Source organism: Polyangium sp. 15x6 (assembly GCF_029960785.1).
Lineage (GTDB): Bacteria > Myxococcota_A > Polyangia > Polyangiales > Polyangiaceae > Polyangium.
Genome location: NZ_JASBQE010000050.1, coordinates 1 through 25,395 on the forward strand (window position 1 = coordinate 1; position 25,395 = coordinate 25,395).

Annotated in this window: 15 protein-coding genes and 1 pseudogene; 7 read left to right on the forward strand and 9 right to left on the reverse strand. The window is 70.2% G+C overall.

From position 1 onward, the window contains the following. Positions 1-236: 236 nt before the first annotated feature. Positions 237-638: pseudogene (locus QHF83_RS53535) on the forward strand (hypothetical protein); the annotation flags it as partial. 90 nt (positions 639-728) lie between these two features. Here the strand turns inward: QHF83_RS53535 and QHF83_RS30715 are convergent. Both QHF83_RS30715 and QHF83_RS30720 read right to left on the reverse strand, forming a co-directional pair. Then, a complete protein-coding gene (locus QHF83_RS30715; protein WP_282421541.1) occupies positions 729-2,057 on the reverse strand; it encodes a PEGA domain-containing protein in 1,329 nt (442 codons plus the stop codon). A gap of 30 nt (positions 2,058-2,087) precedes the next feature. After that, positions 2,088-3,440: a serine/threonine-protein kinase gene (locus QHF83_RS30720; RefSeq protein WP_282421542.1), complete on the reverse strand. Its 1,353-nt coding sequence runs from the start codon at positions 3,438-3,440 to the stop codon at positions 2,088-2,090. Between the two features lie 413 nt (positions 3,441-3,853). On the opposite strand from QHF83_RS30720, the gene QHF83_RS30725 reads away from it, so the two are divergent. Then, a complete protein-coding gene (locus QHF83_RS30725; RefSeq protein WP_282421543.1) occupies positions 3,854-6,784 on the forward strand; it encodes a PD-(D/E)XK nuclease family protein in 2,931 nt (976 codons plus the stop codon). Then, positions 6,781-10,590: a UvrD-helicase domain-containing protein gene (locus QHF83_RS30730; protein WP_282421544.1), complete on the forward strand. Its 3,810-nt coding sequence runs from the start codon at positions 6,781-6,783 to the stop codon at positions 10,588-10,590. Before QHF83_RS30725 ends, QHF83_RS30730 begins: the two co-directional genes overlap by 4 nt. Positions 10,591-11,168: 578 nt before the next feature. On the opposite strand, the gene QHF83_RS30735 is transcribed toward QHF83_RS30730, so the two are convergent. After that, on the reverse strand, positions 11,169-12,467 hold the full coding sequence (locus tag QHF83_RS30735) for an EAL domain-containing protein (protein ID WP_282421545.1): 1,299 nt from the start codon (positions 12,465-12,467) through the stop codon (positions 11,169-11,171). 164 nt (positions 12,468-12,631) lie between these two features. On the opposite strand from QHF83_RS30735, the gene QHF83_RS30740 reads away from it, so the two are divergent. After that, positions 12,632-14,428, forward strand: a complete 1,797-nt coding sequence (locus QHF83_RS30740; protein ID WP_282421546.1) for a phosphatidylserine/phosphatidylglycerophosphate/cardiolipin synthase family protein — start codon at positions 12,632-12,634, stop codon at positions 14,426-14,428. 60 nt (positions 14,429-14,488) lie between these two features. Then, entirely contained in the window at positions 14,489-15,154 is a 666-nt protein-coding gene (locus tag QHF83_RS30745; RefSeq protein WP_282421547.1) for a hypothetical protein, read from the forward strand. Here QHF83_RS30745 and QHF83_RS30750 read toward each other — a convergent pair. From QHF83_RS30750 to QHF83_RS53540, 5 genes are all read right to left on the reverse strand, one after another. Continuing rightward, on the reverse strand, positions 15,130-15,687 hold the full coding sequence (locus tag QHF83_RS30750; RefSeq protein ID WP_282421548.1) for a hypothetical protein: 558 nt from the start codon (positions 15,685-15,687) through the stop codon (positions 15,130-15,132). The two genes, QHF83_RS30745 and QHF83_RS30750, sit on opposite strands and share 25 nt — an antisense overlap. A gap of 271 nt (positions 15,688-15,958) precedes the next feature. Beyond that, complete coding sequence (locus tag QHF83_RS30755) at positions 15,959-17,005, reverse strand: serine/threonine-protein kinase (protein ID WP_282421549.1); 1,047 nt, start codon at positions 17,003-17,005, stop codon at positions 15,959-15,961. A 93-nt stretch (positions 17,006-17,098) separates the two neighbouring features. Next, entirely contained in the window at positions 17,099-18,628 is a 1,530-nt protein-coding gene (locus QHF83_RS30760) for a DUF2330 domain-containing protein (RefSeq protein ID WP_282421550.1), read from the reverse strand. A gap of 83 nt (positions 18,629-18,711) precedes the next feature. Further along, complete coding sequence (locus QHF83_RS30765; protein ID WP_348980482.1) at positions 18,712-19,302, reverse strand: HAMP domain-containing sensor histidine kinase; 591 nt, start codon at positions 19,300-19,302, stop codon at positions 18,712-18,714. Further along, positions 19,212-19,577 carry a GAF domain-containing protein gene (locus QHF83_RS53540; protein ID WP_348980483.1) on the reverse strand — a complete coding sequence of 122 codons (366 nt, stop codon included), beginning with the start codon at positions 19,575-19,577 and terminating at the stop codon, positions 19,212-19,214. The genes QHF83_RS30765 and QHF83_RS53540 overlap by 91 nt, the downstream gene beginning before the upstream one ends. A gap of 120 nt (positions 19,578-19,697) precedes the next feature. Here QHF83_RS53540 and murE point away from each other — a divergent pair, with 120 nt between their 5' ends. After that, positions 19,698-20,900 (forward strand): UDP-N-acetylmuramyl-tripeptide synthetase, encoded by a 1,203-nt coding sequence (murE, locus tag QHF83_RS30770; RefSeq protein WP_282421551.1) that lies wholly within the window; start codon positions 19,698-19,700, stop codon positions 20,898-20,900. 61 nt (positions 20,901-20,961) lie between these two features. After that, the gene (locus QHF83_RS30775) at positions 20,962-22,335 is read left to right on the forward strand and encodes an MFS transporter (RefSeq protein ID WP_282421552.1); all 1,374 of its coding nucleotides are present in this window, start codon (positions 20,962-20,964) and stop codon (positions 22,333-22,335) included. Here QHF83_RS30775 and QHF83_RS30780 read toward each other — a convergent pair. After that, positions 22,232-25,366 carry an ATP-binding protein gene (locus tag QHF83_RS30780; protein ID WP_282421553.1) on the reverse strand — a complete coding sequence of 1,045 codons (3,135 nt, stop codon included), beginning with the start codon at positions 25,364-25,366 and terminating at the stop codon, positions 22,232-22,234. The two genes, QHF83_RS30775 and QHF83_RS30780, sit on opposite strands and share 104 nt — an antisense overlap. Positions 25,367-25,395 lie beyond the last annotated feature (29 nt).

Genomic DNA, 25,395 nt, shown 5'->3' on the forward strand with positions numbered 1-25,395 from the left:
TACCGGAAATCCGGCGGCGACTGATTCAAAGGCTCGCTGCGCCCCAAAGATGCGCGCGGTGCGGAGCGACGGTGCGGGCGCTCGTGCCGATATGAACGTGTGGGTGGATGTGGCAGAGTAGTGCTAGCGCCCGTCCAGCCGTCCCGCATAGCTTTGACGTCCGTATCCGTTTTTGCTGGACCGGAGGTTTTTCGCCCCTCTAGGATCGGACATCCAGAACACACGGACATCTGATCATGGCCCGCCCCAGCACCCTGCTTCTTGCATTCCTGTTGTCCGCCGGCGCCTGCGCGCAGCAGCCCGATTTCGATCCGAGCAAACTGAAAGGTCCTGCCGGCGGCCCGGCGAACGAGGTACTGGTGCTGGGATCCTCGCACCTGTCGCAGCTGCCCAAGCGCTTCGACCCGGCCGGCCTGCGCCCCCTGCTCGACCGGCTGGCCGCATGGCGGCCGCAGGCGATTGCGATCGAGGCCCTGTCGGGGCCGCAGTGCGACGTCCTGCGCCGCTACCCGCTGCGCTACCAGGACACGATCACCACGTATTGCCCGGACCCGGACCCGGCCAGGGCCACGACCGGCCTCGACGTGCCGGCCGCCACCGCCGAGGCGCACAGGCTGCTGGCCGCCTGGCCTGCCGCCCGCCCGACCCCCCGCGCTCCTCATTCCCCAGACCCCTCCCCCGACTCTTCCGCCTGTGCCCGCGCGAGCTTTGCCTTGATCTCCTCCGTCTCAGAGGTCGTGGTACACCGTGATCCCCGGCGTGATGACGAGTTGCCAGCTCCCGATGACGCGCTCGCTGAAGTTCGCGACTTGATCCTGGGCCTGCGGGGCTCTGGATCTTGCGGTGAACGCCGCTTCGTATTGCGGTACGTTCGTCGGAGCGAACCCCAGAAGTCCCAGCCTCAAGAGAATCGGCCAACCGGGCGCGAGGGTCCAGGGCGTACGCCATGCCCCCTGGAGCAGGAGGACGACGCCTGCGAAGCCGCTGACCGGCGTCTCGTCCGGTGGCACGAGGTCGAACGTGGACGAACCGTCGAATGTAGCGCGACCGTTCTGCGCCGCGCGGGCGTTGACGAGAGGGCCGCCGATGATCCCCAGGGTGAAGCCGGCGTCGAAGTGGCCGCCGCCTGCCGTGAAAGACGTATAAATCTCGGGTCCGGCGAAAAACGCGTTCAAGAAGAGGTCGTCCTCGACATCCGCGACCTGCCGGACGCCGTCGACCACCACGGTCGCGCCGAGCCGGGATCGCGGTTGCCACTGGAAGAGGTAACCGGCCGTCGCGCCGACGTACAAGGATGACGTGAACCTGTAACGGTAACCGCCGCTGAGGAGCGCGCCGATCCCAGGACCTGCGCCACAGGCCTCGTCGCAATCGGTCACCGTCCCCCCGAGGCTCGGGCTGATCGCGAGCCCGATTCCGGCGTGGACCGAGTGGACGGCGAGCGCTGGTTTCGGCGGCTCCGGGGGCGAGGTCGGTGCAGGGGCCAGGGCCACGGCGACCCGGGCGTTCTCCTTCGGGAGCACGACGAACGTGGTTTCGAGCGGCTGATACGAGGGCAGCTCGATCTTCGCCGTATGCATTCCTATCGGCAGACGCATCGGCTGAGCTTGCGGCATCGTACCGACGTTCTTGCCATCCACGATGATCGTCGCGCCGGGATGGTCCCCGTCGAACACCACCGTCCCGACGATGCGTTCGAGCGCGTTGCGCAGCGCTTGCGCGGTTGCTTGATTGTTCGGCTGGAGCGTCGGGAAATCGCGCGCGAGCACGTCGAGCATCTCGAGCGCCTCCACGGGTCGATCGAGCTCCTTCAAGAGGAGCACGATGTTCAGCGTATTGTTTTCGGACGGGCACGCCGCACGTGAGTTTCGGAATTCCGCGAGCGCACCTTCGAGGTTCTTCGCCTCGTACAGCGTTGTCCCTCGCTTGAAATGTGAAATCGCCAGGTCGCGATCTTCGCAGGTGGGTCCCGACGTTTGGGCGAGCGCGTGTGGAGCAAGGAAAAACGTCGCCAGCGTCGGACCTAGCAGCCGGAGGAAACCATGGATGTTGCGCATGGATGGATGTTCCTTGGCAATGCCTGCGCCTCAGAACTGGGGTCGCACTGTCATATCGGCCGATTCGTTCGGCTTGGGCGATTTCTCCGTGCGGAGGGATTTGGACGGGGAACCCTGGGAAGAAGGAGATACCGCAGGGGGGGCCGCGCTCGTCATGGCTTTCGTGATCGCTTCCGGCTGGGCCGGCGCAGGCTCCGGCACCCGGTGGCTCGCTGGAGCCGTCGGCTCGGCAGGTTTGGACGATGGGGATGCTGCAGGCGCCGCTGCAGCGCTCGTCGGAGCCTCTGTGCGGGGAGGATCGGAGGAAGTGAAGCGGAAGGTCAACAGCGTCACCGCGGAGATCGCAATCATGACGATCCCCGCGAACACCATCGTGGCCGTTCGTGTCCTTGCCCGAGGAGAACCAGGTTCGAGGTCGCGCAGGGGACCCGAGGTTGCGAGCGGGGGGGCCGTCGTCGACGGCATCGGCGCGCGGCCGCCCATGGGCAGCCGCGGAGCCGCGTGGAGTCGCTCCCGTTCGGGGAGCGGGACGAACAGCTCCTTGCGGAGGCCCGTCCCTCCCTGCAGAAACGGCTGGATGGCCGCCAGCATGTCCCCCGCGCTCGCGTAACGTTGGTCGGGGTCGAGCGCGAGCGCTTTGTGCGCGATTGCGGCGATCTCGGGCGGGACCCAGGGGGCGAGATCCTGGAGAGGCGGCGCGGGCTCGGTGCAGATGGCCACGATGAGCTGCCCGAGCACCTTGTGAACGTGATGCGGCGTCTTTCCGCAGAGCGCCTTGTAGAGCACCACGCCGAGCGACCAGATGTCGCTGCGATGGTCCAGGCTTCGGAGGCCTTTGGCTTGCTCGGGCGACATGTATTGAGGAGAGCCGATCGTCGCGCCCGTTTGCGTGAGCTCGCCGGTCGTGACGGCCTCGGGGTCGTGCTTCCGCATTCGAGCGATCCCGAAGTCGAGGAGCTTCACCACGAGCTCCCCGCCGTCACGCTCGGCCAGGAACAGGTTCGCAGGCTTGATATCGCGATGCACGATCCCCGCCGCGTGTGCCTTTTCCAGCCCGAGGCAAGCCTGGGCGACGACACGCAGGGCGAGATCCGGAGGCAAGGGACCCGTGCGCTTGATGTGCGCGTCGAGATCCGTGCCCGTGAGGAGCTCCATCACCATGTACGGGTGCCCGGACGAACGGTCGACCCCGAGGTCGAAGACCTGGACGATATGCTGCGTCTCGATGGCTCCCAGGGCGCGCGCTTCGCGCTGGAACCGAACGAGCATCTCGTCGTTCGTCGCCAGCGCGTCCGACATCACCTTGACGGCGACGCGGCGTCCGGTTCCCACGTGACGGGCCTCGAACACGGAGCCCATGCCACCCGCACCGAGCGCACGCACGACGGAATACTTGTCGTCGATGGTGCTGCCTATCAAAGTGAAGGCAGAAAAACATGGTTTGTCAGCGTCGTCAAGGTGCCGTACGTACTGAGACGAACCGCGGGTTTGCCCGGGACGTTTGCCCCCGGTCCCTGAGACGAACGCTCTCGGGGCGTGTTGCAGGACGCAGCCCTCGGTGAGTAATTGTGCGTTCGCCAACGGAGGTGCGCCCTCGGAGCCCTGGAGCTTCGTTCCCCCCAACCCTGGCAAACCCCCCCGCCCCGTCCCCCGTTTCACCGGCCGTCCCCCCGGGAAACCTCTTGCCGCGCGATCCCCCCCCTGCCAAAAAGGCGCCCCTGTTTCTCGCGCCGACCGATCGCCACGTCGAGCTCGCTCTTGCTGCGCCGGGCCAAGCTGCTCGTGGCGCCAGGACCTTGCGCGCCTTCGTGCAGGGCGCCCTCGCCATGGTCGAGCCGGATTGTGGCCTCGCTTCGAACGCCGTCACCCGCCTCGTCTCCCGCGTCGCCCTCGAAGCGGGCCCCGTCGCCGGCCTCGAGCTTCCCGACGCACCGGCCGAGCGGGTCGCGTTTGCCGACGTCATCGACTCCGCCCTCGGCCGCCTCCGCCGCGCCGGCGTTCGGCCGGACCACCTTTTCCAGGCCGAGGGACCCCAGGCTGCGCTCCTCGCCGAGGTCATGCGCCGCGCCGATGAAATCCTCGCGCAAAAGAGCCTCGTCGACCCGCGCAGCGCCGGGTTCGTCCTGTCTCGCGCCCTCCGCCGCGGCCCTTGTGACGCCCTCCTCCAGGAAATGTCGGCCTACGACGTCACCCTCTCCGGCCTCCTCGCCTTCGAGGCCGACGACCTCTCCTGGCTGGAGGCCTTGCATGCCCGCGCACGCGAGGCCGGTGGACGTGGCCTCGTCGTCGAGATGCCGCTCCTCTCGGGCGATTCCCTGTTCGACCCGACCGACCTCGACGAGGAGGCCGTCGGCGGTGTCGCCACCGTCCTCGAAAAACGCTGGGCCGAGCTCACGTTCGGCCCCTCCATCGATTGGAGCCCCCTCAATGACGGCGCCGCCTCCCTCGTATTGCGCGCCGCCGGCCCCGAGGGGGAAGCGCGCGCCGTCGCGGCCGAGGTCCTCTCCGCGCTCGGCAGCGGCGTCCCGCCCGAATCCATTGCGATCCTCGTCCCCGCCCTCGACGACGCCACCCTCGATCCCCTCCGCGCCGCCCTCTCCGACGCCCGCATTCCTTTTCACGAGCCCCGTGGCCCCTCGCCCGACGCTTCGCCCGAGGGCCGCGCCGCGCTCGGCCTCTTCGCGCTCGCGGCGGGACCCGTCACCCGCGAACGTGTCATCGATATCCTCCGCGCCCCCGGCCTTCATTCCGGTATCTGGGTCTCCGAGCGCGCCGAGCGCGACGCCGAGGCGAAGGCCGCATTGCTCGCGCACAGGCTTCGCGACGTCCCCGTCGAGGTCGATCGCACCGGCACGCTCCTCGTCGACAATCTCCGCACCGTCATCGAAGCCGCGGGGGATGGGGACGAGGCCTGGATGCCGGAGGCCCTCACGCGAATGCTGGAGAGCGTCGCGCTCCTCGCGGGCGGAAAAACCCGGGCCGAGATTGCCGCGAGGTTTGGCACGCTTTGCGACAAGCTCGATCTCGGCCGGCCCTCGATGGGCGAGCTCGGCGCGGCGCTCCGCGTCGAGGCGCTCCGCGGTCGATCCCTCGCGCTCAAGGCCATTGGCGAAGGACAAGCGGCGGTGCGGGTCATTCGCGATGCCACGCGCGCCGTCGTCGAAGCGGCCGCCATGCTCGGCCTCGAGGCTGCGCCGGCCCGCGTCGAAGAGCTTTATGCCGAGGTGCGTCGTGCGGGCGCGACGCAGGGCCGGTCCGACGGCGGCGGCAGCCGCGCCAGCGCCGTCCGGATCGCCCGACCTTCCGAGCTTTGTGGGATCCGGTACGAGGTCCTGATCGTCACGGGCCTCGGGCCGGGTGGGTACGGGCCGGAGGCGGACGGCGGGCTCATCGACGAACGGCTCTGGTCCACGCTGCCGGCCTCGGCGCGTCCGCCGACGTCACGCGAGCGCGACCGCATCCGCCGCGCCGAGCTCGCGTGGGCCATGGGCGGGGCGCGGCGCGTCGTGCTCGCGTACAGCACCACCGACGACGAAGCCTCCCCGCACCCGACCGTCACGCGCGCGCTCAAAGCGCAGATCGCCGAGCGCGTCGAGCCCTCCTCGCGTGTGTCGCGGGCGGCCTCGCGGATCGATCCACGCGGGGCCGAGCTCGTCGCGCTCTCGGCGGGCTCGCTCCCGGCGCCGCTCATCGCGGATCGTGTCTCCATCGAGCGCGCGCGCCTCGCGTTTTTCCTCGATCCGCGCGCGGACGCAGGCCCCTTCACGGGCCGGATCGACGCCGCCGATCCCGAGCTCGCCGCGCACCTCCGCGCTTGCGTGGGCGGCGACATGCCCTCGCGGCCGATCGCGGTCACGCACATCGAGAAGGCCGCGGGCTGCGCGTTCGCGGGGTTTGCGCGGCGCGTGTGGAAGACACGTCGCCAGGAGGACGCGCTCGAAGCGGCGGATCCGCGCGAGCGGGGCACGCAGGTGCACGCGGCCACGGCGGCGGCGTTCCAGGCGGCGTGGGAGGCGGGCGGGCGAGCGAACCGGCGCAAGGCGCTCGAAGCCGCGCGCGAGGCGGCGATGCGCGCGGTCGGCGCGGACAAGGAGGCGGCGCCGCTGCGGCGCGAGCTCTTGATCGCGGCCGTCGACGTGGCGCTCGGCTTCGTCGCGCACGGGCTCGACGAGCAGGGTTTTTCGTTCGCGCTCGCGGAACAACCGTTCGGCCCGTCGGGCGAGGCGCCGTGGGACGCGCTCCCGATCGCGCCGATGCCGGGGGAAGGGGAGGGAGACCGGGCGCCGGGGCCGTCGGTGTTCGTCGAGGGCAAGATCGACCGCGTGGATCGAGGCGACGGCGGCAAGAGCGCGGCGCGCGTCGTCGACTACAAGACGGGGCAGATTCCGAGCAAGAGCGAGCAGGGAACCTTGCACCTCCAACTGCCGCTCTACGCCGCCGCCGTGGCGCGGGCGACGGGCGCCGAGGAGGTGCAGGCGCTCTACCTCGGCGCGGACAAGCGTGGCGAGATCAAGGCCTCACCGGCGAAGGACATGGACCGGCGCGCGATCGCGGACAAACGCATCGACGCGGAGCGCACGGCCCGCAAGGTGGTGCTCTCGCTGTGGGACGGCCACATCGAGCCGCGTCCCGTGAAGGGGGATCTCTGCGATCGGTGTGACGCGCGGGACGTCTGCCGGAGGCCGGCCGTGGTGCCGGGCGAGGCGGACGAGGAGGGCGGCGGATGACGTTGCCCCCCGAAGACACGCTGCTCTACGCGTTCCGGCGCAACATCGTCGTCGCCGCGAGCGCGGGCACCGGCAAGACGTACCGGCTCACGGCGCTCTACGTCCTGCTCACGCTCGGGCTCACCTCGATGGGGAAGGCCGACGGCGACGAACCCGCCGAGCCGATCCCGCCCGAGCGGATCGTCGCGACGACCTTCTCGCGCGCCGCGGCGCAGGAGATCGCGGCCCGCGTGCAGGCGGCGCTCTCCGAGATCGCGGCGTGGGACGAGGAAGCTCCCGCGCCGAAGCTCGCGGCGATCATCGAGGCCCGGCGCGCGGCCATCTCGGATCCGCCTTCGATCCCCGAGCTCAAGCGCCGCGCGGCCGACGCGCTCGGTCGCTCCGCGGGCGCGCGCATCGACACGTTGCATGGCCTCGCGCAGCAGATCGTCCGCACGCACGCGCTCGCGCTCGGCGTCGATCCGCAAGCGCGCGTGGTCGAGGAGGACGAGGCGCAGGCGCTCGCTGATCTCGCGGTCGACGAAGCGCTCTCGGCCGCCCTCTCGGCCGGCGGTGATCGCGCCGAGGCCGCGCGCGCGCTCGTCGCCGCCGCGAACGGCGTGTGGGGCGCGCGCAAGCAGGTCGCGAGCCTGTGCGACCGCCTCGACGAAGAAGGCCTCTTGCCCTCGGAGCTCTTGCTCGCCGAACACGAAGGCGGCGCGCGCTCCCTTCGCGCCTCGCTCGACTCCATCGTCGCCACCTGCGTCGCGGGCGGACAACGCACCAAGGACGCGGCCGCGGTCCTCGCGCGCGCCCTCGCGCAGGGCGGCCCCGGCGAGCTCTTCCCGGCCGCGGCCGAAGAGCCGCTCCGCGACCTCTTCGGCATCGCCATGCGTGGCAAGACGAGCGACGCCGACAAGGAGTTCGCCGCCTTCCGCGAAGAGCTCCCCGGCGACAGCAACGCCGAGCGCGCCGCGGGCCTCGTCGCCATCCTCCGCGAGGCGCCGCATCTCTCGGTTCGCGAGCGTGGCATCGTCGCCCTCCTCGAGGACGCGCGCACCCGCCTCGGCGCCCTCCGCCGCCAGGAAGGCCTCCTGAGCTTCGGCGACATGCTCCGCATGGCCCGCGACGGCCTCCGCGATCGCCCCGAGATCGCCGCGCAGGTCCGCGCTTCCATCGACGCGCTCCTCGTCGACGAGTTCCAGGACACGAGCCGCGCCCAGCGCGACATCGTCTATCTGCTCCGCGAGCGCGAGGACAGCGCTCGCCCACCCGGCCGCGCGCCCATCGCGGAAAACCTCGTCGGGCACGGCCTCTTCCTCGTCGGCGACCGCAAGCAATCCATCTACGGCTTCCGCGGCGCCGACGTCGCCGTCTTCTCGCGCATCACGGGCGAGCTCTGCGGCCCGCTCGCTCGCGAGGCCCTCGCCCTCGCGCCCGAGATCTGCGCCCCCGAGGCCCGCGCCGACCTCGTCGCCCTCCGCGAGAGCCGCCGCAGCGGCGGCAAGATCCTCGACTTCGTCAACGCCTTCTCCGCCCACGATTTCCACGCCCCGAAAGACGCGCCTCCGCGCGACTTCGAGGTCGTCTACGGCCCCGCCGATCACCTCGTCCCCGTCACCGAAGCGGTCGGTACGGGCGAAGTCGTGCTCGTCGACGACGACGGCGCCTCGCCGCCCGACGCCGAGCCCGTCGTCCGCGGCGCCACGCGCTCCATGCGTGAAGCCTTCGTCGCCGCGGCCTTCGCCGCGCGGTTCGTCCGCAGCGGAGAGGGCTCCTTCCGCGACATCGCCATCCTCGCGCGTCGCCGCAAGACCCTCCCGCTCCTCGAGCTCGCGCTCGCTCGCATCGACGTCCCGCACGTCGTCGCGGGCCGCGCGCTCTTCGACACCTCCGAGGTCCGCGACGTCGCCGCGGTCCTTCGCCTCCTCGTCGATCGCCGCGACCGCCTCGCGCTCGCGACCGTGCTCCGCGGCCCCGCGGTCGGTTTGTCGGACGCCGCCCTCGCGTGGTTGGGCGCGCCGAAAACCGGTCTGTCCTTGCCGCTCGAACGATCGGACGCCCCGCGCCTGCTGCCGACCTTGCCCGCCTGGGAGAAGCTCGGACCCGCGGATCGCACGCGCCTCGAAGACTTCGTCCGCCGCTTCGTCGAGCTGCGCCGCGCGGCCTTGCGCCTTCATCCAGGCGAAGCGATCCGCGCGGCCGTCGCGGCCTTCGACCTCGATCGTGTCTTCGCCTCGATGCCCCGGCCCGAGATGCGCATCGGCCACGTCGATCGCCTCCTCGGCGTGGCGCGTCGCCGCGGCGGCTCGCTCCCGGGCTTCGTCCGCTGGCTCGATCGCCGCATGCGGGACGACTCCGACGAGCGCGACGAGGCCACGTTCGCCGAGGAGGAAGACGCCGTCCGCCTCATGACGATCCACGCGAGCAAGGGCCTCGACTTCCCCGTGGTGATCGTCCTCGACCTCGACGCGGGCGTGTCGCCGCGGCCCTCGGGCCTCGGGATCGCCTCGCTCGGAGGCCCGAAGCCCACGCTGATCCTGCGGCATCACGCCTCGCGGCCGGATCCGCTCTCCGACACCATGCTCGCGCGGCTCGAACGAGGCGAGCGGCCCGTGCTCGATTCGCTCCGCACCGAAGCGCAGGCGAAAGCGGACGAGCTCGCCCGCGCGCGCGAGCTCGCCGAGCGGCAGCGCCTCACGTACGTGGCGATGACGCGGCCGAAGCGCGCCCTCGTCATGATCGGCGTCCCCGATCCGCCGGAAGGCTCTCGCAAGCGCGCGAAGGGCGGCTCCGCGTTCGAGTCCCTCAAAGACGGGCTCACGAAGCCCGCGATCAAGGACGCGATCACGCGCCGCGAGCAAGCCTCGGCCCTGCTCGCCGATCCCCACGCGCAGCCTCGCGAGGCGCGGCACGGCGCCGTCTCCCCGACGGGCCCCGCGCCGCCCTGGCCGGAGCGTCCGCCGACGCGCACGATCTCCATCGCCACGACCCCGCTCTCGCTCTTCCAGGGCTGCGCGCGTCGCTTCCGCCTGCGTCAGCTCATGGGCTTCGACGAGCCGATCAGCACCGGCTACGTGGAGCTGCCCGGCGATCCCGCGGCCGAGCCCGTCGAGATCGACACCGAGGCCGATCTCGACCCGCGCATCCGCGGCCTCGCAGCCCACGGCGTGCTCGAACGCTGGCCACGCGAAGCCTTCGGCCGCTCCGTCGACGTCGCCGACGTCCGGCGCCGTCTCGCCCTCGCAGGTCTCCGTCCCGAGATGCCCGAGGCGTCACGCATCGCCGAAGGCATCGCGCGTTTCCTCGACGGTCCCTACACCCGCGCGATCCGTGATCAAGGCCTCCGGATGCTGCGCGAAGAACCCTTCGTCCTGACGATCGGCCTGTCCGCGGCGCCCGACGGTTCCCCGCGCGCCCTCGGTCTACGCGGCGCCGTCGACTTCGTGGTCTTCCGTCCGGACGGGACCGTCGACGTCATCGACTACAAGCTCTCGCGTCCGCGTTCCGACCTGTCGGTCTACGCCTTCCAGCTCCACGCCTACGCGCTGAGCATGCACCGCCGCGAGCCAGAGCGGCGCATCCGCGCAGGCGTCGTTTTCCTCGCAGGCTCCTCGCCCGAGCCGATCTTCCTCGCCGCCGAGGGCGAAGACGGCACCATCACGAACGCAGAGCACGACCACTTCGCGAACGAGCTCAGGACCCTCGGCGAACGTTTCGCCGAAGCACGCTGGGCCGACCGTTTCGACCCCGTCCCCCTCGATCGATGTCGCAAGCTGCACTGCGGTTTCGTCGGGGCCTGTTACGGGCCTGAAAGCACGATCTGACTGCAACGGGGAGGCGCCGCGCCGGGGCGCTGCCCCGGGCCCCGCGGGGGCTGTTCGCCCCTCGACCCGAACCAGGGCAAGCCCTGGACCTCTGGGCATCGACTGCGCGAAGCGCAGTCGATGCGGGGAAATTTTTGTAGCTGTCCGCCCCCTTTGCAGGCCAGGCCTGGACCGAGGGCGGAAGAACTGCGCGATGCGCAGTTCTTCCGACGGGCCGGTGGCAAGACCCTCGGGGTGGATTTCACGCTGGCGACGGGGAGGGAGCTCGTCGGGCGCGTGAAAACCGAGCTCGGCGCGCTCCGGGTGGTGTCTGCAACGCGTGCAGAGGGCACAACGAACGTCGAAGAGCCGTTTGCAACGCGTGCAGAGGGCACAACGAACGTTCGAAGAGCCGTTTGCAACGCGTGCAGAGGGCACAACGAACGTTCGAAGAGCCGTTTGCAACGCGTGCAGACGGCGCAACGAACGTTCGAAACCCGTTTGCAACGCTTGCACGCGGGGTCTCGTGCGTTGCGATCAGCGTTTGCAACGCTTGCACGCGGGGTCTGGTGCGCTGCGAAGCCGCTCGGGCAGTGAAGCTAGAACTCTCCGTCCGCGATCGCCCGCATCAACACCTGCATCGTCACGATGCCGAGGTACCGCCCGTGATGCTCCACGATCACCGGATCGTACGTGCGTGGCTCGTCCCGCGACGTCGCAAGCCGCAGCGCGACCGGCAAGGGCGTCGCCTGGTCCACCCGCAGCGGATGCGGATCCATCAGCGTAGCGATCGGACGACCGCCGCGGCGCGTGTGCGTGAGCTCGTCCAGAAGCCGCTCCCGCGTCGCGAGTCCGAGCACGTGTCCCTCACAGTCCACCACCGGCAGCGCCGCGAACGCGGTCGCTCGCCGCAGCGTCTCCGCGACCTCTCCCGCGGGCGTCGTCGGCAGCACGGACGCATGGGATCCGCGCAGCGCGCTGATCGTGCGCGGCGGCGGGATCGACCGGCCATCCCGCTCCGTCTGGCGCGCCGCGCGCCGCACGAGATCCTTCACGGTCGTAGACAGCGCGGAGAGCTCCGGCGCAGGCCTCGCGAGCAGATAGCCCTGGCCGAGCTCCACGCCGCACGCGAGCAGCGCGTGCAGATCGTGTTCGTCCTCGATGCCCTCCGCGATCACCTGGATCCCCGCGCGCCGCCCGAAATCCGCCAGCGCCCGCACGAGATGCGCGCGCAGCGGATCACCCGCCAGGTGCCGCACGATCGCCTTGTCGAGCTTCAAGAAATGCGGCCGCACGCGCACGAGCGCCGTGAGCGACGCGTAGCCCGCGCCCACGTCGTCGAGCGCAATCCGAAACCCTTGGCTCGCGTAGTGCCGGACGATCCGTTCGAGACGGTCACTGTCGAGCACCGCCCCCGACTCCGTCAGCTCGAGGACGATGCGCGTCGGAGCGACCCCATGCTCTTCGAGCAGCCGCCGCGTGAACCCCGCGCTGAAGGCCGGGTCGTCGATCACCCGTGGATCGACGTTCAGGAAAAACACGCCTTCGGATCCGACGCGCGCGAGCGTCTCGATCCCGATCTCACGGAAGCGACGGTCGACGGCCACGAGCTTTCCGTGCGAGTGCGCCATCTCGAGGAGCGCCTGCGGCCCCGACACACCACGCGCGTGTGCCTCGGACGCACCCGGGCCGAGGCGCCCGAGCACCTCGCGCCCCATCACCTCGCCGGTGCCGAGGTCCACGATCGGCTGGAAAGCCACGTGCAGGTGTTCACTCACGAGCAGTTCGTCGAGCCAGGTCGCGGCGGTCGACACCGCGCCCGAACCTGGCGGGATGGTCCCGAGGGTATCCTCCCTCGCCGCCAACGGCGCTTCCGCGCGCTGCTCACCTGCCTTCATCGGTAGGTCAATCCTCCGGTGTCCTCATACTACCGGTTTTTTTCGGGACGGTAGCATTCCCGTTTCTTGCGAACGTACGTACGCAGCGGTTCGTGGTTTTGCTCGCGTATGCACGCTTTCGAGTCCGCCCGCCCGGCTCTAGGGCTTTCCTTAGGGGAGGGCGTATGCCGAGGGAACGGGCCGCGCTGGAAGTCCTGGTCACGACGCCTCACGGCGCGCCTGTCCAGGGTGCATCCGTGCGTGTCCTCGGCCCGCGGGGGGCCGCGGTGGCGGAGGAGTTCGCGCCCGGGTGGAGCCGCGTCGTCTTGCCGCGGCGCGGCGATTACGAGCTCATCGTGGAGCCCGGGGCCTCGCCGTTCGAGCTCCGGTCGCTCCGCACCACGCTTTTCCTGACACCCGGCAAATGCGGGAGTGTGCTCGCCGCGATGAGCGGCCTCGAAGGGGTGCGATCCCGGGTCGAGCGCGTCGATTGCGCGGAAGGTCGCGTCACGGCCCACGTGGTCCTCGATTACGTGTGGTTTTCCCACATCGGTTATCCTCCGACGCTCGGCAATCGTGTGGACATGCTGGTCGACGGGGAGGACGGCTGGCGCGCGGTGGCCGAGGCGCTCCTCGACGCGCGACGCTCGATTCGCGTGACCACGTGGGTCTACGAGCCGGAGCTCGAGCTCTTGCGCCCCCATCCGCTCGCGGAGCCCGAGGACCGCGAGGCCTATACCATCCAGCGCATCCTCGAATCCCGGGCCCAGGCGTCCGTCACCGTCCAGCTCCTGCTCTGGAAACCGCCGCTCTTGCCCATTCCCGGCGACGCGCGGCGCGTCGCGCTCACCGAGGGGGACGGATTCGAGGTCCTCACCGAGAAAAACCCCACCGAGCGCCCGCTCTTCGACGAACGTCATGCGCTCGGAAATCGTCTGCTCGGCGAGATGCAGATCGGCTCGTTTCACCAGAAGACCGTGGTCGTCGACGGCCGCATCGGGTTTTGCGGCGGGATGAACATGCGCCAGAACGACTGGGACACCCGCCATCACCGTCTGTTCGAGCCGAGCCGGTGCCGATTCTCGCGGTCGAGCTCGTTCCGCGCCCGCGTCAAGGAGGGGCTCTGCGCCGCGGACCACCCGCCCCGCCACGATTTCGTGGCCCGTATCGAGGGCCCGAGCGTCGCCCACCTCGAAGAGAACTTCCGCGAGCGATGGAATCGCCTGCTCGAGCGCGGCGCGCCGAACGCCGAGCGCTCCACGTACGTGCCCGCGCCCGAGCCCGCCGTGCTCCCCGAGGCGCCCGGGCGCTCGGCCGTGCAGGTCGTCCGCACGATGCCCGCGCCGAACGCCGAGCGCGGCATCCTCGACGTGTATCTCCGCGCCGTCGCCGCCGCCCGCCGCCTCATTTACATCGAGGATCAGTATTTCCGGTCCACCTACGTCAGCGAGGCGATCGCCGAAGCAGCCCGGAAGAACCCGCGCCTCTCGGTCCTCGTCATCACGAGCGAGGCGCAGGCGAACCACCCCCTCATCGGCGCGTGGAGCCACGCCTGCTTCGAGCGCATCCGCGAGGCCATCCCCGATTTCGAGCTCTACTCGCTCCGCTGCGCCGGCCGCGACGGGCGCGGCAAGCGACGCGTGCAGGAGGTCGACCTCCACGGCAAGCTGCTGCTCGTCGATGACGCCTTCGTCACGGTGGGGAGCTGCAACGTGAACGACCGCGGCTTCGAATACGAGGGCGAGTGCAACGTGGCCATCGTCGATCCGGCCTTCGTCGCCACCCTCCGGCTCGGCCTCTTCCGCGATTACCTCGGCGGCGATCCGCGCCTCGGAAAGGACATCGAGCGCGACGTCGCGATCTTCCGCGAGCACGCCGCGCGGAATGCCGAGGGCTTGCCCGACGGCGATCCGCACCCGTACGTCGTCCCGTTCGCCCCGCGCCCCCGACGCTCGCAGATCTTCGGCCGCAGCGTCTTTTGACGCGCCGCGCGCGCCTCACCCCTTGACGGCCGCGCCCCGCTCCGATGTTCTCTCGCTGCCATGCAGATCGACCGCTCCCGGTTTCTCTTCCTCACCGCGACGATGGCCTCCGGCGCGTGCGGCGGCGCCGCGCAGCCCGGGGCCGGTGATCCCGTCGTCGCGGCGCCGGTCGTGACGTTGCCCGGGGAGGACAACCCCGCCGAATCCCGCACGGCCGCGGGCTCGCCGGGCCAGCCGGGCGTGGGCGAGCCGAGCGAGGAGGTCCGCGCGACGCTCGAAGGGGCCGGTTCCTCGTCCACCGACGAGCCCTCCGTGTGCGACGACGGCGGCCCGGCGCCGAAGGGGTGTGACACCCTGCGCGCGCCGGGGCCTCAATGCGAGAGCTTCTTCGATACCCGCGAGATGTGTGGCAAGCTCGCGCAGGGGCTCAAGCCGCGCGTGGCGGAGAAGGCCGTCGATTGCCTGCTCGCGAAGAGCGGCAAGCAGTCGCTCTGCAGCTTCGACATCGCGAACCAGTGCGGGATGTCGGCCGTGCGCAAGGCGTCGTGCGTCGAGCCCTCCACGCAATCGGCGTGCGCCCCCGCCGTGAAGGCTTGCGGCGGCCGGCTCGCGATGAAGGATTGCCAGGCGCTCCTCTCGTCCGTGAACAGGAAAAACCGCGAGAACATGCTCGCCTGCGTGACCGAGGGCTGCTCGATCGATTATTGCATGTATTCGGTGGAGTGACGTGATCCGGGGCGGCGCCGCGGCCGGCGGCAGAGCCCGAGGGCGCCTGCCGCGGCCAGAACGAGCCATGGCGTGTTGCCCTCGCCTTCGGGGGCCGTGACGTTGCAGCCGCCATACTGGGGGAGCGGCGGGGGCACGCAGCGCCCGTCGACGTTGCAGCCGAAGCCGTTCGCGCAATGCTCGTTCTTGGTGCAGCTCTCGCGACAGGTGCCCACGGTGAAAGCGCAGATGTACGGTGTGCAATCGAGGTTCACGCGCTCCTCGACGGCGCAGCCGAGGAGCGGGCCCTGACAGAATGCCGGCCCGAGGCTCGTCACCTCGTCGACGCACTCGGGGCGAACGCACATGGCGGCTTCCGTGGCATCGATGCAGTTGCCTGCGCCGTCGCACGTGGCCACGCAGGTGTTTCCGAGCGAGCAATCGCCGTGCAGATCGACGCCCGCCGGCTCCACGAAGCACTGACCGTAGCGCCCGGGGAGCGAGCACGAGTAGCAGGGCAGCTCGCAGGCCGATTCGCAGCAGACGCCGTCCACGCAATGGCCCGTGGCGCACGTGTCGTCGCTCTTGCATTCCTGAGCGCCGCTCGGGCGGTAGATCTGCGCGCCGTTGCCGTTGAAAAGGAGCGCCGTGTTGTTCGCCGGGATGGCGACGAGCTGCGGCGTCGCGAGGTCGTACGCCTCGGGGCTGCCTCCCTGCGGGGGCGGCGTGGTCTCCCACGTGTCCGTGATGGGCTGATACCGGAACGAGACGAGCGACGGGTCGTCAAGGCGGAGGGATCGGCCGATACGGTGGAGCGCACGGCGGTTACCAGGGCCAAACCGCCGCCGAGCACGCGGTCCGGAGGAAGGTCGTCCTTGCCGGTGCTCGCGCTGCTCCTGGTCGTGGGGATCGGATCCGTGGGCGCGATGGCGCGGATGCTCGCGGGAAACGGGAGCACGGCCCCGGGGAGCAGCGCGAAGGAGGAAACGCCCGCCGCAGAGGCCCCGACGATGGCCGTCGCGCCGGAAGCCGCGGCGTCCGCGAGCGCCGTGGCCCTCCGCCCCCCGGAGGCCGTGGCGGCGTCGGCGATGCGCGGTGCACGACCGCCCCGATCTCCGGCGAGACCCACGGGGCGCGCGCCTGCACGGGCTCGGGCGCGCGGGAGCAGATCGCCATGATGAGATCGCCGAAGGCGCTGATCCCCTCGTGCGGCGCGGTGCCGCAGAGGGCGCGGTAGAGCACGACGCCGAGCGACCAGACATCCGTGCGGAAATCGATCTCTTTGATCCCGCGCGCCTGCTCCGGGGACATGTAGAGCGGCGAGCCCAGCATGGAGCCCGATCGGGTCATTCCGGTGGTATCGGCGCCTGGCTCGGCCTTGGTCTTGGCGATGCCGAAGTCGAGGATCTTCACGGTGATCCCGCCGTCCTCGCCGCGGGCGAGGAACAGGTTGGCGGGCTTGATGTCGCGATGGATGATCCGCGTCGCGTGCGCGGCCGCGAGCCCGGTGCACACCTGCCCGACGATGTTCACCGCGATCGCGGGGTCGAGCCGCGGGGCCCGCGAGAGCAGCCGCTCCAGGTCCTCGCCCTGGAGCAGCTCCATCACCATGAATGCCTCGTTCGTGTCCGGGTCCTCGCCCGTCTCCAGGATCCGGGCCACGTGATCGCTATCGATCGACGCCGTCGTCCTCGCTTCCCGGTGGAAGCGCGCGAGGCGCGAGTCGTCCTTCATCACCATGAACGCGGGCAGCACTTTGACGGCCACGCGCGCGTCGTCCGTGACGCACCTCGCCTCGTAGACGACGCCCATCCCGCCGGCGCCGATTTGCCGAAGGATCTCGTACTTTCCGGCCAGGATGTTGCGCACCACCACGTGACTCTACGCAAGAGCAACTGGCGCTGCAACGCGGTTGCCGTCCGCGCGGCGCGGCCTACGCGCCGGCGCGGACGTGACGCGCAATGCTCAGGCGGGCAGGGGAGAACGCGCGCCGCGCAGGCGCCGCCGCGCGAGGGCGAGCATGCCCGCGCCGAGCGTCGAGAGGACCACGACGAACGTGCCGCGATCCTTGTTCGAGCCATTGCCGTTCTCGGGCAGGAGCGCCACGCCGGACGGGCAGATCGTCTCCACGTTCTTCGACGACCGCGCCCGGATCTCGTGCTCCACCTCGACCTGGGCTTCCGACGGCTCGACCTCCAGATCCTTCGCCAGCGCCGCGCGCGGCAGCCTCGCTTCGAGCCGCGTCAGCCACACGTCTTTCGGGTGCAGTCCATTCAGCGCCGTCGCGACGTCGTCCAGCGTCGAATCCACGAGCGCGTCGTTCTCGCCGCATTCGAAGAGCCGCGCGTCGATCTCCCCCGCGGCCACCTCGCCGCAGGACGGATCATTCGACGGAACGCCTGCCGGACACGGATCCACGACCATCCGGTTGTCGATCGCGAACGTGTTGAAGCTCGTCACGCACGACTCGTCGGTCGCCTCCTCGTTGAGCACGCCCTGGCCGATGTACCCCTCCGCGATCGTGTTCACGGAGCGGGAGGGGAAGCCGAACTCGTCGACCGTCAGCGTGATCGGCACCTTCCCCCGCACCGCGCTGTCGATCGGCGCGAGCAGCGCCTGCGGCTTCGCGAATGTCGTGATCCACGTGGCGCCGTCGTTCGCCGCGAGCGTCTTTTCCCGCAGCGTGCCGTAATTCGAAGCGTTCGTCGCGAAATCCCACGACACGAGATCCGCCGGGACGAGCGCATTCGCGAAATTCTTCGCCTCCCATCGCCCCTCGGTGATCAAGAACAACGTGATGTCCACGTTCGCGCCCGTGCCGACCGCGACCATGCGCAGCGGCAAGGTCGGGCTGATGCCGGGTTGCCATACGCGGACCGGCTTCATTTCGTTCACGTCTTTGCCCGGCTGCAGCCGGAGCGCGATGAAATCGAATCCCTCGTCGATGTACGCGTCGATGACCGGCGCCGTCTCCGGGGGGATCGTGTATCCGGCGGCCGTCAGCCAATCGTCGAGCACGCCCGGCGTCTCGGTGCTCAGCGTCACGGTCTCGAACGGCCCCACCGTGCCGCGGTGCACCACGGTCACGCCTCCGCCGCCCGGCCCGAGCTCGCCCGCGCTCCCCGCGGCGAAATCGGCCTGCGCGCACCCGCAATCGAAATCGGGGCCATTGTTGCAGCGGATCGGCGGCGCGAACACGGTGGTCGACGTCGCCGCGTCGAGCGTCTCGAACCAGGCGTTGGTGGAAATCTCGATGACCGCGCCCGGCTTCACCGGCAAAAGCCAGCCCCATGTCTCGGGGTCGCCGTCGTACCGGATCTGATCCCAGAGCACCGTCTGCTTCGGCGAGACCGAGAGCGCCATCCGATGCGCGTTCACGATGGTGTTCACCATGGGCGGGACCACGCAGCCGCCACACGCGTGGGCGTCGCTCGGAGCGAGCAACGCGGCGAGCGACGCGGAGGCGAGGAGGGCCGCAAGCAAGGACGTCTTCATGAAGTTCTCCAATCACGCCGGGAAAAGGCGCGGCGCGGGACCATCGTATAGCAAATTGCGCCCGTCGATCGGGCTTTCGCGTCTCAGCCCCGCGGCGGGCGAGCTTCCTCGGGGGGGTCCACACCCGGGGGACGCAGAGGGAGCTCCACGGTGAACGTCGCTCCGGCGTTTGGCTTACTATCAACCCGGACGGACCCGCCATGCGAGGTCAAGACCCAGTGTACCAGGTATAACCCGAGGCCGAGGCCCCCGAAATTCTGCGCCGGCACCGCGCGCTCGAAGCGATTGAAGATCTTGGCCTGATCTTTCTCCGCGATCCCGATTCCATGGTCCCGGACGACGAGCAACGCCGAGGCGGCTTGCCTGCGCACGGTCACGTGAATGGGCTGATGCTTGCCGTACTTCATCGCGTTCGACAGGAGATTCACCACGACCTGCTCCAGGCGAAACCTGTCCCAAAAGCCCACCACCGGCTCGTCCATGTCGAGCTCCGTCCGGCAGCCGGCTGTCGCGAGCTGCGGAGCCATTCGCCCGGCGACCTCGCGGGTCAGGGCGGAGAGCTCGACAGGCTCGAAGGTGAGCGTCAGCCGTCCGCTGTGCAGCCTCGAGACGTCGAGCAGCTCGTCGACCAGATGCCCGAGCCGCGCCACCTGCCGATGAAGGACCTGGAGCATCGTCTCGAGCCGCGCTGGCGTGAGGTTCGCGGACGGGTCGCGGCGCGGCGTCCGAGCTCCTCGGCCAGCGCCAGGTCGGCCGGGCCATAATGACGCTGGGGCGCGGTCGCCAGCAGGAACATGACCCCGAGGCATCGTTCGCGCGCGAGGAGGGGAACCCGGATGTAGGCGTGGACGTTGTACTGCTGCAAGAGGGGCACGGCGCGGGCGTCCCCAGCGAATAGGAGGCGATCGGCGCGCCTGCGGTTCATAGGGCGATCGAGACACTTGCGCATCGCGCAGGCCACGAACGGGAGCCCCCGCTCGACCCCTTCGTCGATTCCTTCGGCTGGATGCTCGCGCCGAGCGCGCGAGCCACTACGAATTTCCGGGACGATGTACTAGGCTCGGCGCCCATGTTCCCGCCGCCGCCCCGCTTTTCGCGCCGCATGACCACCGCGGGCGTCACCGGCACGAACGGGAAGACCACGACCACCACCTACCTCGCGGCCGCGCTCGCTTGCCTCGCGCGGCCCGTCCTGCGTGTCACCACGCTCGGCGCCTTCCTCGACGACGCGCCGCTTCCGTTCCCGGCGACGCACGACGACTTCCTCGAAGCGATGCGCCACGGCTACGAAAAGGGCGCGCGACATGCCGCCGTCGAGGCCACGAGCGAGGCGCTCGCGCTCGGGTTTGCCAAGGCCTGGCCCATCTCCCTCGCCGTCTTCACGAACCTCACGCGCGATCACCTCGACGCGCACGGCTCGCCCGAGCATTACCTCGCGAGCAAAGCGCAGCTCTTCGTGCACCTGCCCGCGGGCGGCGCGGCGATCCTCAATGCCTGGGATCCCGCCTCGGAGCTGCTCGCCGAGGTCGTCGCGAAAGGCGCGCGGACCGTCACGTACGGCCTCCCGTCCCGCGCGCCGGGGAGGCCGGCGCTTCGGCCCGATCTCGTGGCCGAGGAAATCTCCGTCGGCTGGGAAGGCACGCGCGGCAGGCTCGCGCCCTCGTCACGTCATCGCGACATGCCGCAGGAAATATGCATTCGCGCGATCGGCGAGCCGTTCCTGGAGAATGCCCTCGCCGCGCTCGCGGCCGCGATCGAGGCGGGCGTCCCTCCGGCCGACGCGGCGGACGCGATCGCTCGCGTGCCCGCGCCGCCCGGTCGATTCCAGGTCCTCGGCGAGGGGCCACGCGCCGTCGTCGATTACGCGCATTCGCCCGACGCGCTCGCCCGCACGCTCGCCACCGCGCGTCGCCTCACCGCGGGCCGCCTCGTCGTGGTCTTCGGCGCCGGCGGCGATCGCGACCGCGGCAAACGCGCTTTCATGGGCGAAGCCGCGCGGCGCGCCGATCGGATCGTGCTCACGAGCGACAACCCCCGGAGCGAGGATCCTGCGGCGATCGCCGAACAAATCCGCGCGGGGCTCGGCGATCATCCGGGTGTCCGCGTCGTCCTCGACCGCGCCGAGGCCATCCGCGGGGCGATCGCGGACGCGGGCCTTTCGGACGTGGTCGTGATCGCGGGCCGCGGCCCGGAGACCGAGCAGAGCTTCGCCTCGGGAAAACGCCGCCTCGTGGACGCGGAGGTCGCGGCCGCGGCGCTCGCGCCTTCGTGAAGCAAAAAAAGAACCGGCATTCCCCGTACCCGCCGCGCGCCGTTCGGGCATGATGCCCGCGATGCAGCGAGGGTTCGTCTTGCGCCTGGTTCAGCGCGTCGTCGCCGTGCGCCCCGAGGAGATCGGCGCCGTCGTGTGGGCGTTCGTCTACTTCTTCCTGCTCCTCTCCGGGTATTACCTCATTCGCCCGCTCCGGGACGCCATGGGCATCGCCGGCGGCGAGAAGGCCCTGCCTTGGCTCTTCTCCGCGACGTTCGTGGTGATGCTCTGCGCGGTCCCGCTCTACGGCGCCCTCGTCACGCGCCTCTCGCGCCGCCGCCTCGTTCCCGTCGTCCACCGGTTCTTCGCGGCAAACCTCCTCCTCTTTTTCGCGCTCGCCTCCCTCGGCGTCCCGCGCCCGATGATCGGCCGCGTCTTCTTCGTCTGGACCAGCGTCTACAACCTGTTCGTCGTCTCCGTCCTCTGGAGCTTCCTCGTCGACGTCTTCACGAGCGAGCAGGGCAAACGCCTCTTCGGCATCATCGCCGCGGGCGGCAGCGCGGGCGCGATCGTGGGCCCGCTCGTGACCGCGGCCGTCAGTGAGCGACTCGGACAAACGCACCTCTTCTGGCTGCTCATCCTCTCGGCCGTCACCCTCGAAGCTTGCGTCTTCTGCGCGCGGCGCGCCGAGCACCACGCCGGCGCCCGGAACGAATCGGGGCCCCGCGCCTCCTCGGACAAACCCGTCGGCGGCTCGCTCTTCGCCGGCGTTCGCCTCATCGTCGCGTCGCCGTACCTCGCGGGCATCGCGCTCGCGATGCTCCTCCTCACGACGATGAACACGTTCCTCTATCTCCAGAAGACGGACCTCGTCCGCCGCGCGGCAGAGGGAGCGGCCGCGCATACGGCCCTCTTCGCCTGGAACGATACGGCCGTGAACGTCCTCTCCGCCGTGCTCTCGCTCTTTCTGACGGGCCGATTGATGACCCGGCTCGGCCTCGCCGCGGCGCTCGTGGTGCTCCCCGTCCTCTCCGGCCTCGGATTCTCGGCGCTCGCCGTCTATCCGTCGCTCGCCGTCGTGGCCGTGGTCGAGGGCCTCCGCCGCGCGGCACAATACGCGATCGAGCGCCCGGCGCGCGAGGTGCTTTATACCGTCCTGCCCCGGGAAGCGAAATACAAGGCGAAGAGCTTCATCGATACCGTGGTGTTCCGCGGCGGCGACGCCGCGAGCGCGTGGGCGCACAAGGGCCTGCTCTCGCTCGGTTTGTCCTCCTCGGGGATATCGCTCGTCGCGGTCCCGCTCGCGGGCCTCTGGCTCGGCGTGGCGCTTTTCCTCGCCCGCCGCGAGAAGATCATGGCCGCGGAGCTTCCCGAGCCGCGCGCGGCGACGAGACCGGCGGAGGAACCCCCAGCGTCGCCAGAAGCGACACCACCTGCGCAAGCTCCGCCGGCTTGACGAGGTGCGCCCGGAACCCGGCCTCCTGCGTGCGGAGGCGATCGCCGATTTGCCCGTAACCCGTGAGCGCCACGAGCGGCAAGCTCGCCATGCCCGGAATCTCGTGCAGCCGACGCGCGAGCTCGTAGCCATCCATCACCGGCAAACCAATGTCGAGCACGGCGAGATCCGGCGAGGTCTCCCGGGCGAGCGCGAGCCCGGAGAGGCCGTCGCTCGCGACCACGACCTCGTAGCCGAACGCGCGTAGCCCCTCCGCGAGCATTTCGGCGGCGTCGCCGTTGTCGTCGACGACGAGCAGCCGCGTTCGCTTGGGCGCAGCGGCGTGCGCGGACCACGCGTCGTCCCTCCTACCCGCGCGCGACGCATCCCGCCCGGCATCGGGTTTTTCCCCGAGCGGCAGGCGCACCGTGAATGCGCTTCCCTTGCCCGGCCCTTCGCTGTCGGCGAGGATGGTCCCGCCGTGGAGTTTTACCAGGCTCTGCGCAATGGCGAGCCCGAGCCCGAGCCCGCCCTCCGAGCGGTCGAGGGTGCGTTTTCCCTGAATGAACAGATCGAACACGTGCGGCAGGAGCTCCCCGGCGATCCCCACCCCGGAATCCCGCACCCGCACGCTCACCTCGTCGCCCTGTCGCTCCGCCTCGACCTCGACCTCCCCGCCGGGCTCGGTGTATTTCGCCGCATTCGTGAGCAGATTGGCGAAGACCTGCACGAGCCTTTGCTCGTCGCCGTGGGTGGGCAGCCCGGACGGGGGGACCGATACCGAGAGCCGATGCTTGCGCCCTTCGAGCAAAGGGCTCGCGAGCTCCACCGCCCTGCCGAGCACCTCCGCCATTTCGAGGGTTTTTCGGCGCAGCTCGATCTTGCCCCGGGCGATCCGGGAGACGTCGAGCAGATCGTCCACGAGCCGCGAGAGGTGCCCGACCTGCCGCTCGATGATGGTGCGCTCCTTGACGAGCACGTCCGGCGCGCGCATCTGCATGAGCTGGAGCGCAGTGAGCATCGGCGACAATGGATTGCGGAGCTCGTGGCCGAGCATGGCCAGAAACTCGTCCTTGCTGCGGCTCGCTTGCTCCGCCTCGTCGCGGGCCATTTGCGCGCGGAGGAGGAGCTGCGCGCGCTCGTCTTCCGCGCGCATGCGGCCGGTGATGTCGGCCGCCCCGCCCACGAAGCGCGTCGGGTGGCCCTCGGCGTCGAACATCACGCGCCCGCGCAGCGCGGTCCAGCGCATCTCGCTGTCGCTGTTTCCCTGCACGCGGAACTCTTGCAAGAACGTCCCGTCGCTCGTGGGCTCGAGCGCGCGGCGCACCGCCTCCCGCACGCGATCCGCATCCTCGGAATGTACGTGCTGGAAAAACGACTCTCGATCGAGCTCCCCCTCCGCGGGGAGCCCCATCGCCGTCCGACACCGCGCGTCCGCCTCCACCTGGCCCGTGTCGAGCCCGAGATCCCAGATCCCGATGGCCCCCGCGTCGAGCGAAAGCCGCAGCCGCTCCTCGGCGGCCGAGAGCCGCGCGCGCGCCGCCTCGGCCGCGCGGAGCGCGAGCACCTGGTCGGTGACCTCGATATCCATCGTCATGACGCCGTCGATCCGGCCGGCGTCGTCGCGGGTCGGCTGATACACGAAATCCCAGTAAGAGTCTTCGAGCACGCCATGATTGTGCCGGTCGAAGCGGGCCAAGGCCTGCTTTCCTTCGATTCGCTCGCCGGTCCGGTAGACGTGCCGTAAAAGCTCCATGAAGGGCTGCTTTTCGTGCTCCGGGATCGCCTCGAGGACGGGTTTGCCCGCGAGCTCACGCCCGCCGAGCGCGCGCACCGTGAGGGGGTGGGCGAATTCGAAGACGAGGTCGGGCCCGCGCAGGATGTTGAGGATCGCCGGCGTCTGGGCAATGAGCAATTGCAGCCGTCGCGCCTCGCGACGATCCCGATCGTGCAGCCGGGCGCGCTCCATGGCCTGCGCGCATTGATCGGCCACGAGCTGGATGAATTCGCGCTCGGCCGGGACGAACCGCCGCTCCTCGGCGAACCAGACCGACAGCGTGCCGAGGACCTCCCGCGGCGTTCGCAGGAGGACGACGGCGAGCGCGCGATAGCCGTGTTGTCTCGCGACATCGGCGAGGTTCGAATAACCCTGGAGGAAGCTCTCCGCCTCCTCGAAGAAGAGCGCGGCGCCCGTCGCGAGCGCGTCGGTCGAGGGGCCCACCGCGATCCGCGTTCCCACGAATTTCGTCTGGATGACCTCGGGGTAGCCCTGCATGGCGAAGACGAGCGGCGCGCCCGCGTCGCCGTCGGCGAGGTAAATTGACCCGGCGACCCCGCCGAGGGCAGCGATCCCGTGCTTCAGCGCGACATTCGCGACGTCCTCGGGCGTGATGGCCTCGGCGAGCGCCGCGGTCACCGAATGCAGGCAAGCGACTCGGGCCGCGTTCGCCTCGGCCGCGCGCCGCGCTTCCTCGCGGGCGTGGTGGATCCGGGCGTGCTCGATCGACATGCCCGCGCGCTCGGCGAGCGCCTCCACGAGCGTGAGATCCGCCTCGTCGAGCGGCCGCGGCGTGTAACGGCCGACGGCGACGAACCCCGTGGGGCGCCCCTGCACGGAGAGGGGCGCGACGATCTGCCCGTGGAGCGTGTAACGATCGAGGATCTGCCGGTGTTCGGGCCGCAGGCGCGCGCGTTGCTGCGCGAGGTCGTGCGCTGTCGAGAGGACGGCCTTGCCGGTGCGGAGGACATGCGCGCTCATGCCTTCGGTCACGCGCTGCGGGTACTTCGCGAACAGCTCCTTGGCGAAGGCCTCACGCTCGGGGTCCCGATCGCTGATCGCGGCGTAATGCAGCTCGGTCCCGTCCTCGGAGAGCAGGCTGACCGAGCACGAATCGCCGAGGGCCGAGGTGATCTGCTCGGCGATCGTCTGGAGCAGCACCTCCAGATCGAGGCTCGCCCCCGCGAACGCGCGCGTCGCGTCCGAGAGGAGTTTTCTTCGGGCCGCCGCGGCCGCATCCGAGGTTTCTTCTGTGCCGGTGCCCGACGAGGCCATCTCGCGTTGCCCATACACGATGCATCCGG

Excerpts from the sequence above, each read along its gene's own strand:
- QHF83_RS30715 (WP_282421541.1), bottom strand. The coding sequence starts at position 2,057 with ATGCGCAACATCCATGGTTTCCTCCGGCTGCTAGGTCCGACGCTGGCG.
- QHF83_RS30730 (WP_282421544.1), top strand. The coding sequence starts at position 6,781 with ATGACGTTGCCCCCCGAAGACACGCTGCTCTACGCGTTCCGGCGCAAC.
- QHF83_RS30735 (WP_282421545.1), bottom strand. The coding sequence starts at position 12,467 with ATGAAGGCAGGTGAGCAGCGCGCGGAAGCGCCGTTGGCGGCGAGGGAG.
- QHF83_RS30740 (WP_282421546.1), top strand. The coding sequence starts at position 12,632 with ATGCCGAGGGAACGGGCCGCGCTGGAAGTCCTGGTCACGACGCCTCAC.
- QHF83_RS30745 (WP_282421547.1), top strand. The coding sequence starts at position 14,489 with ATGCAGATCGACCGCTCCCGGTTTCTCTTCCTCACCGCGACGATGGCC.
- QHF83_RS30760 (WP_282421550.1), bottom strand. The coding sequence starts at position 18,628 with ATGAAGACGTCCTTGCTTGCGGCCCTCCTCGCCTCCGCGTCGCTCGCC.
- QHF83_RS30765 (WP_348980482.1), bottom strand. The coding sequence starts at position 19,302 with ATGCTCCAGGTCCTTCATCGGCAGGTGGCGCGGCTCGGGCATCTGGTC.
- QHF83_RS53540 (WP_348980483.1), bottom strand. The coding sequence starts at position 19,577 with ATGCGCAAGTGTCTCGATCGCCCTATGAACCGCAGGCGCGCCGATCGC.
- murE (WP_282421551.1), top strand. The coding sequence starts at position 19,698 with ATGTTCCCGCCGCCGCCCCGCTTTTCGCGCCGCATGACCACCGCGGGC.
- QHF83_RS30775 (WP_282421552.1), top strand. The coding sequence starts at position 20,962 with ATGCAGCGAGGGTTCGTCTTGCGCCTGGTTCAGCGCGTCGTCGCCGTG.
- QHF83_RS30780 (WP_282421553.1), bottom strand. The coding sequence starts at position 25,366 with ATGGCCTCGTCGGGCACCGGCACAGAAGAAACCTCGGATGCGGCCGCG.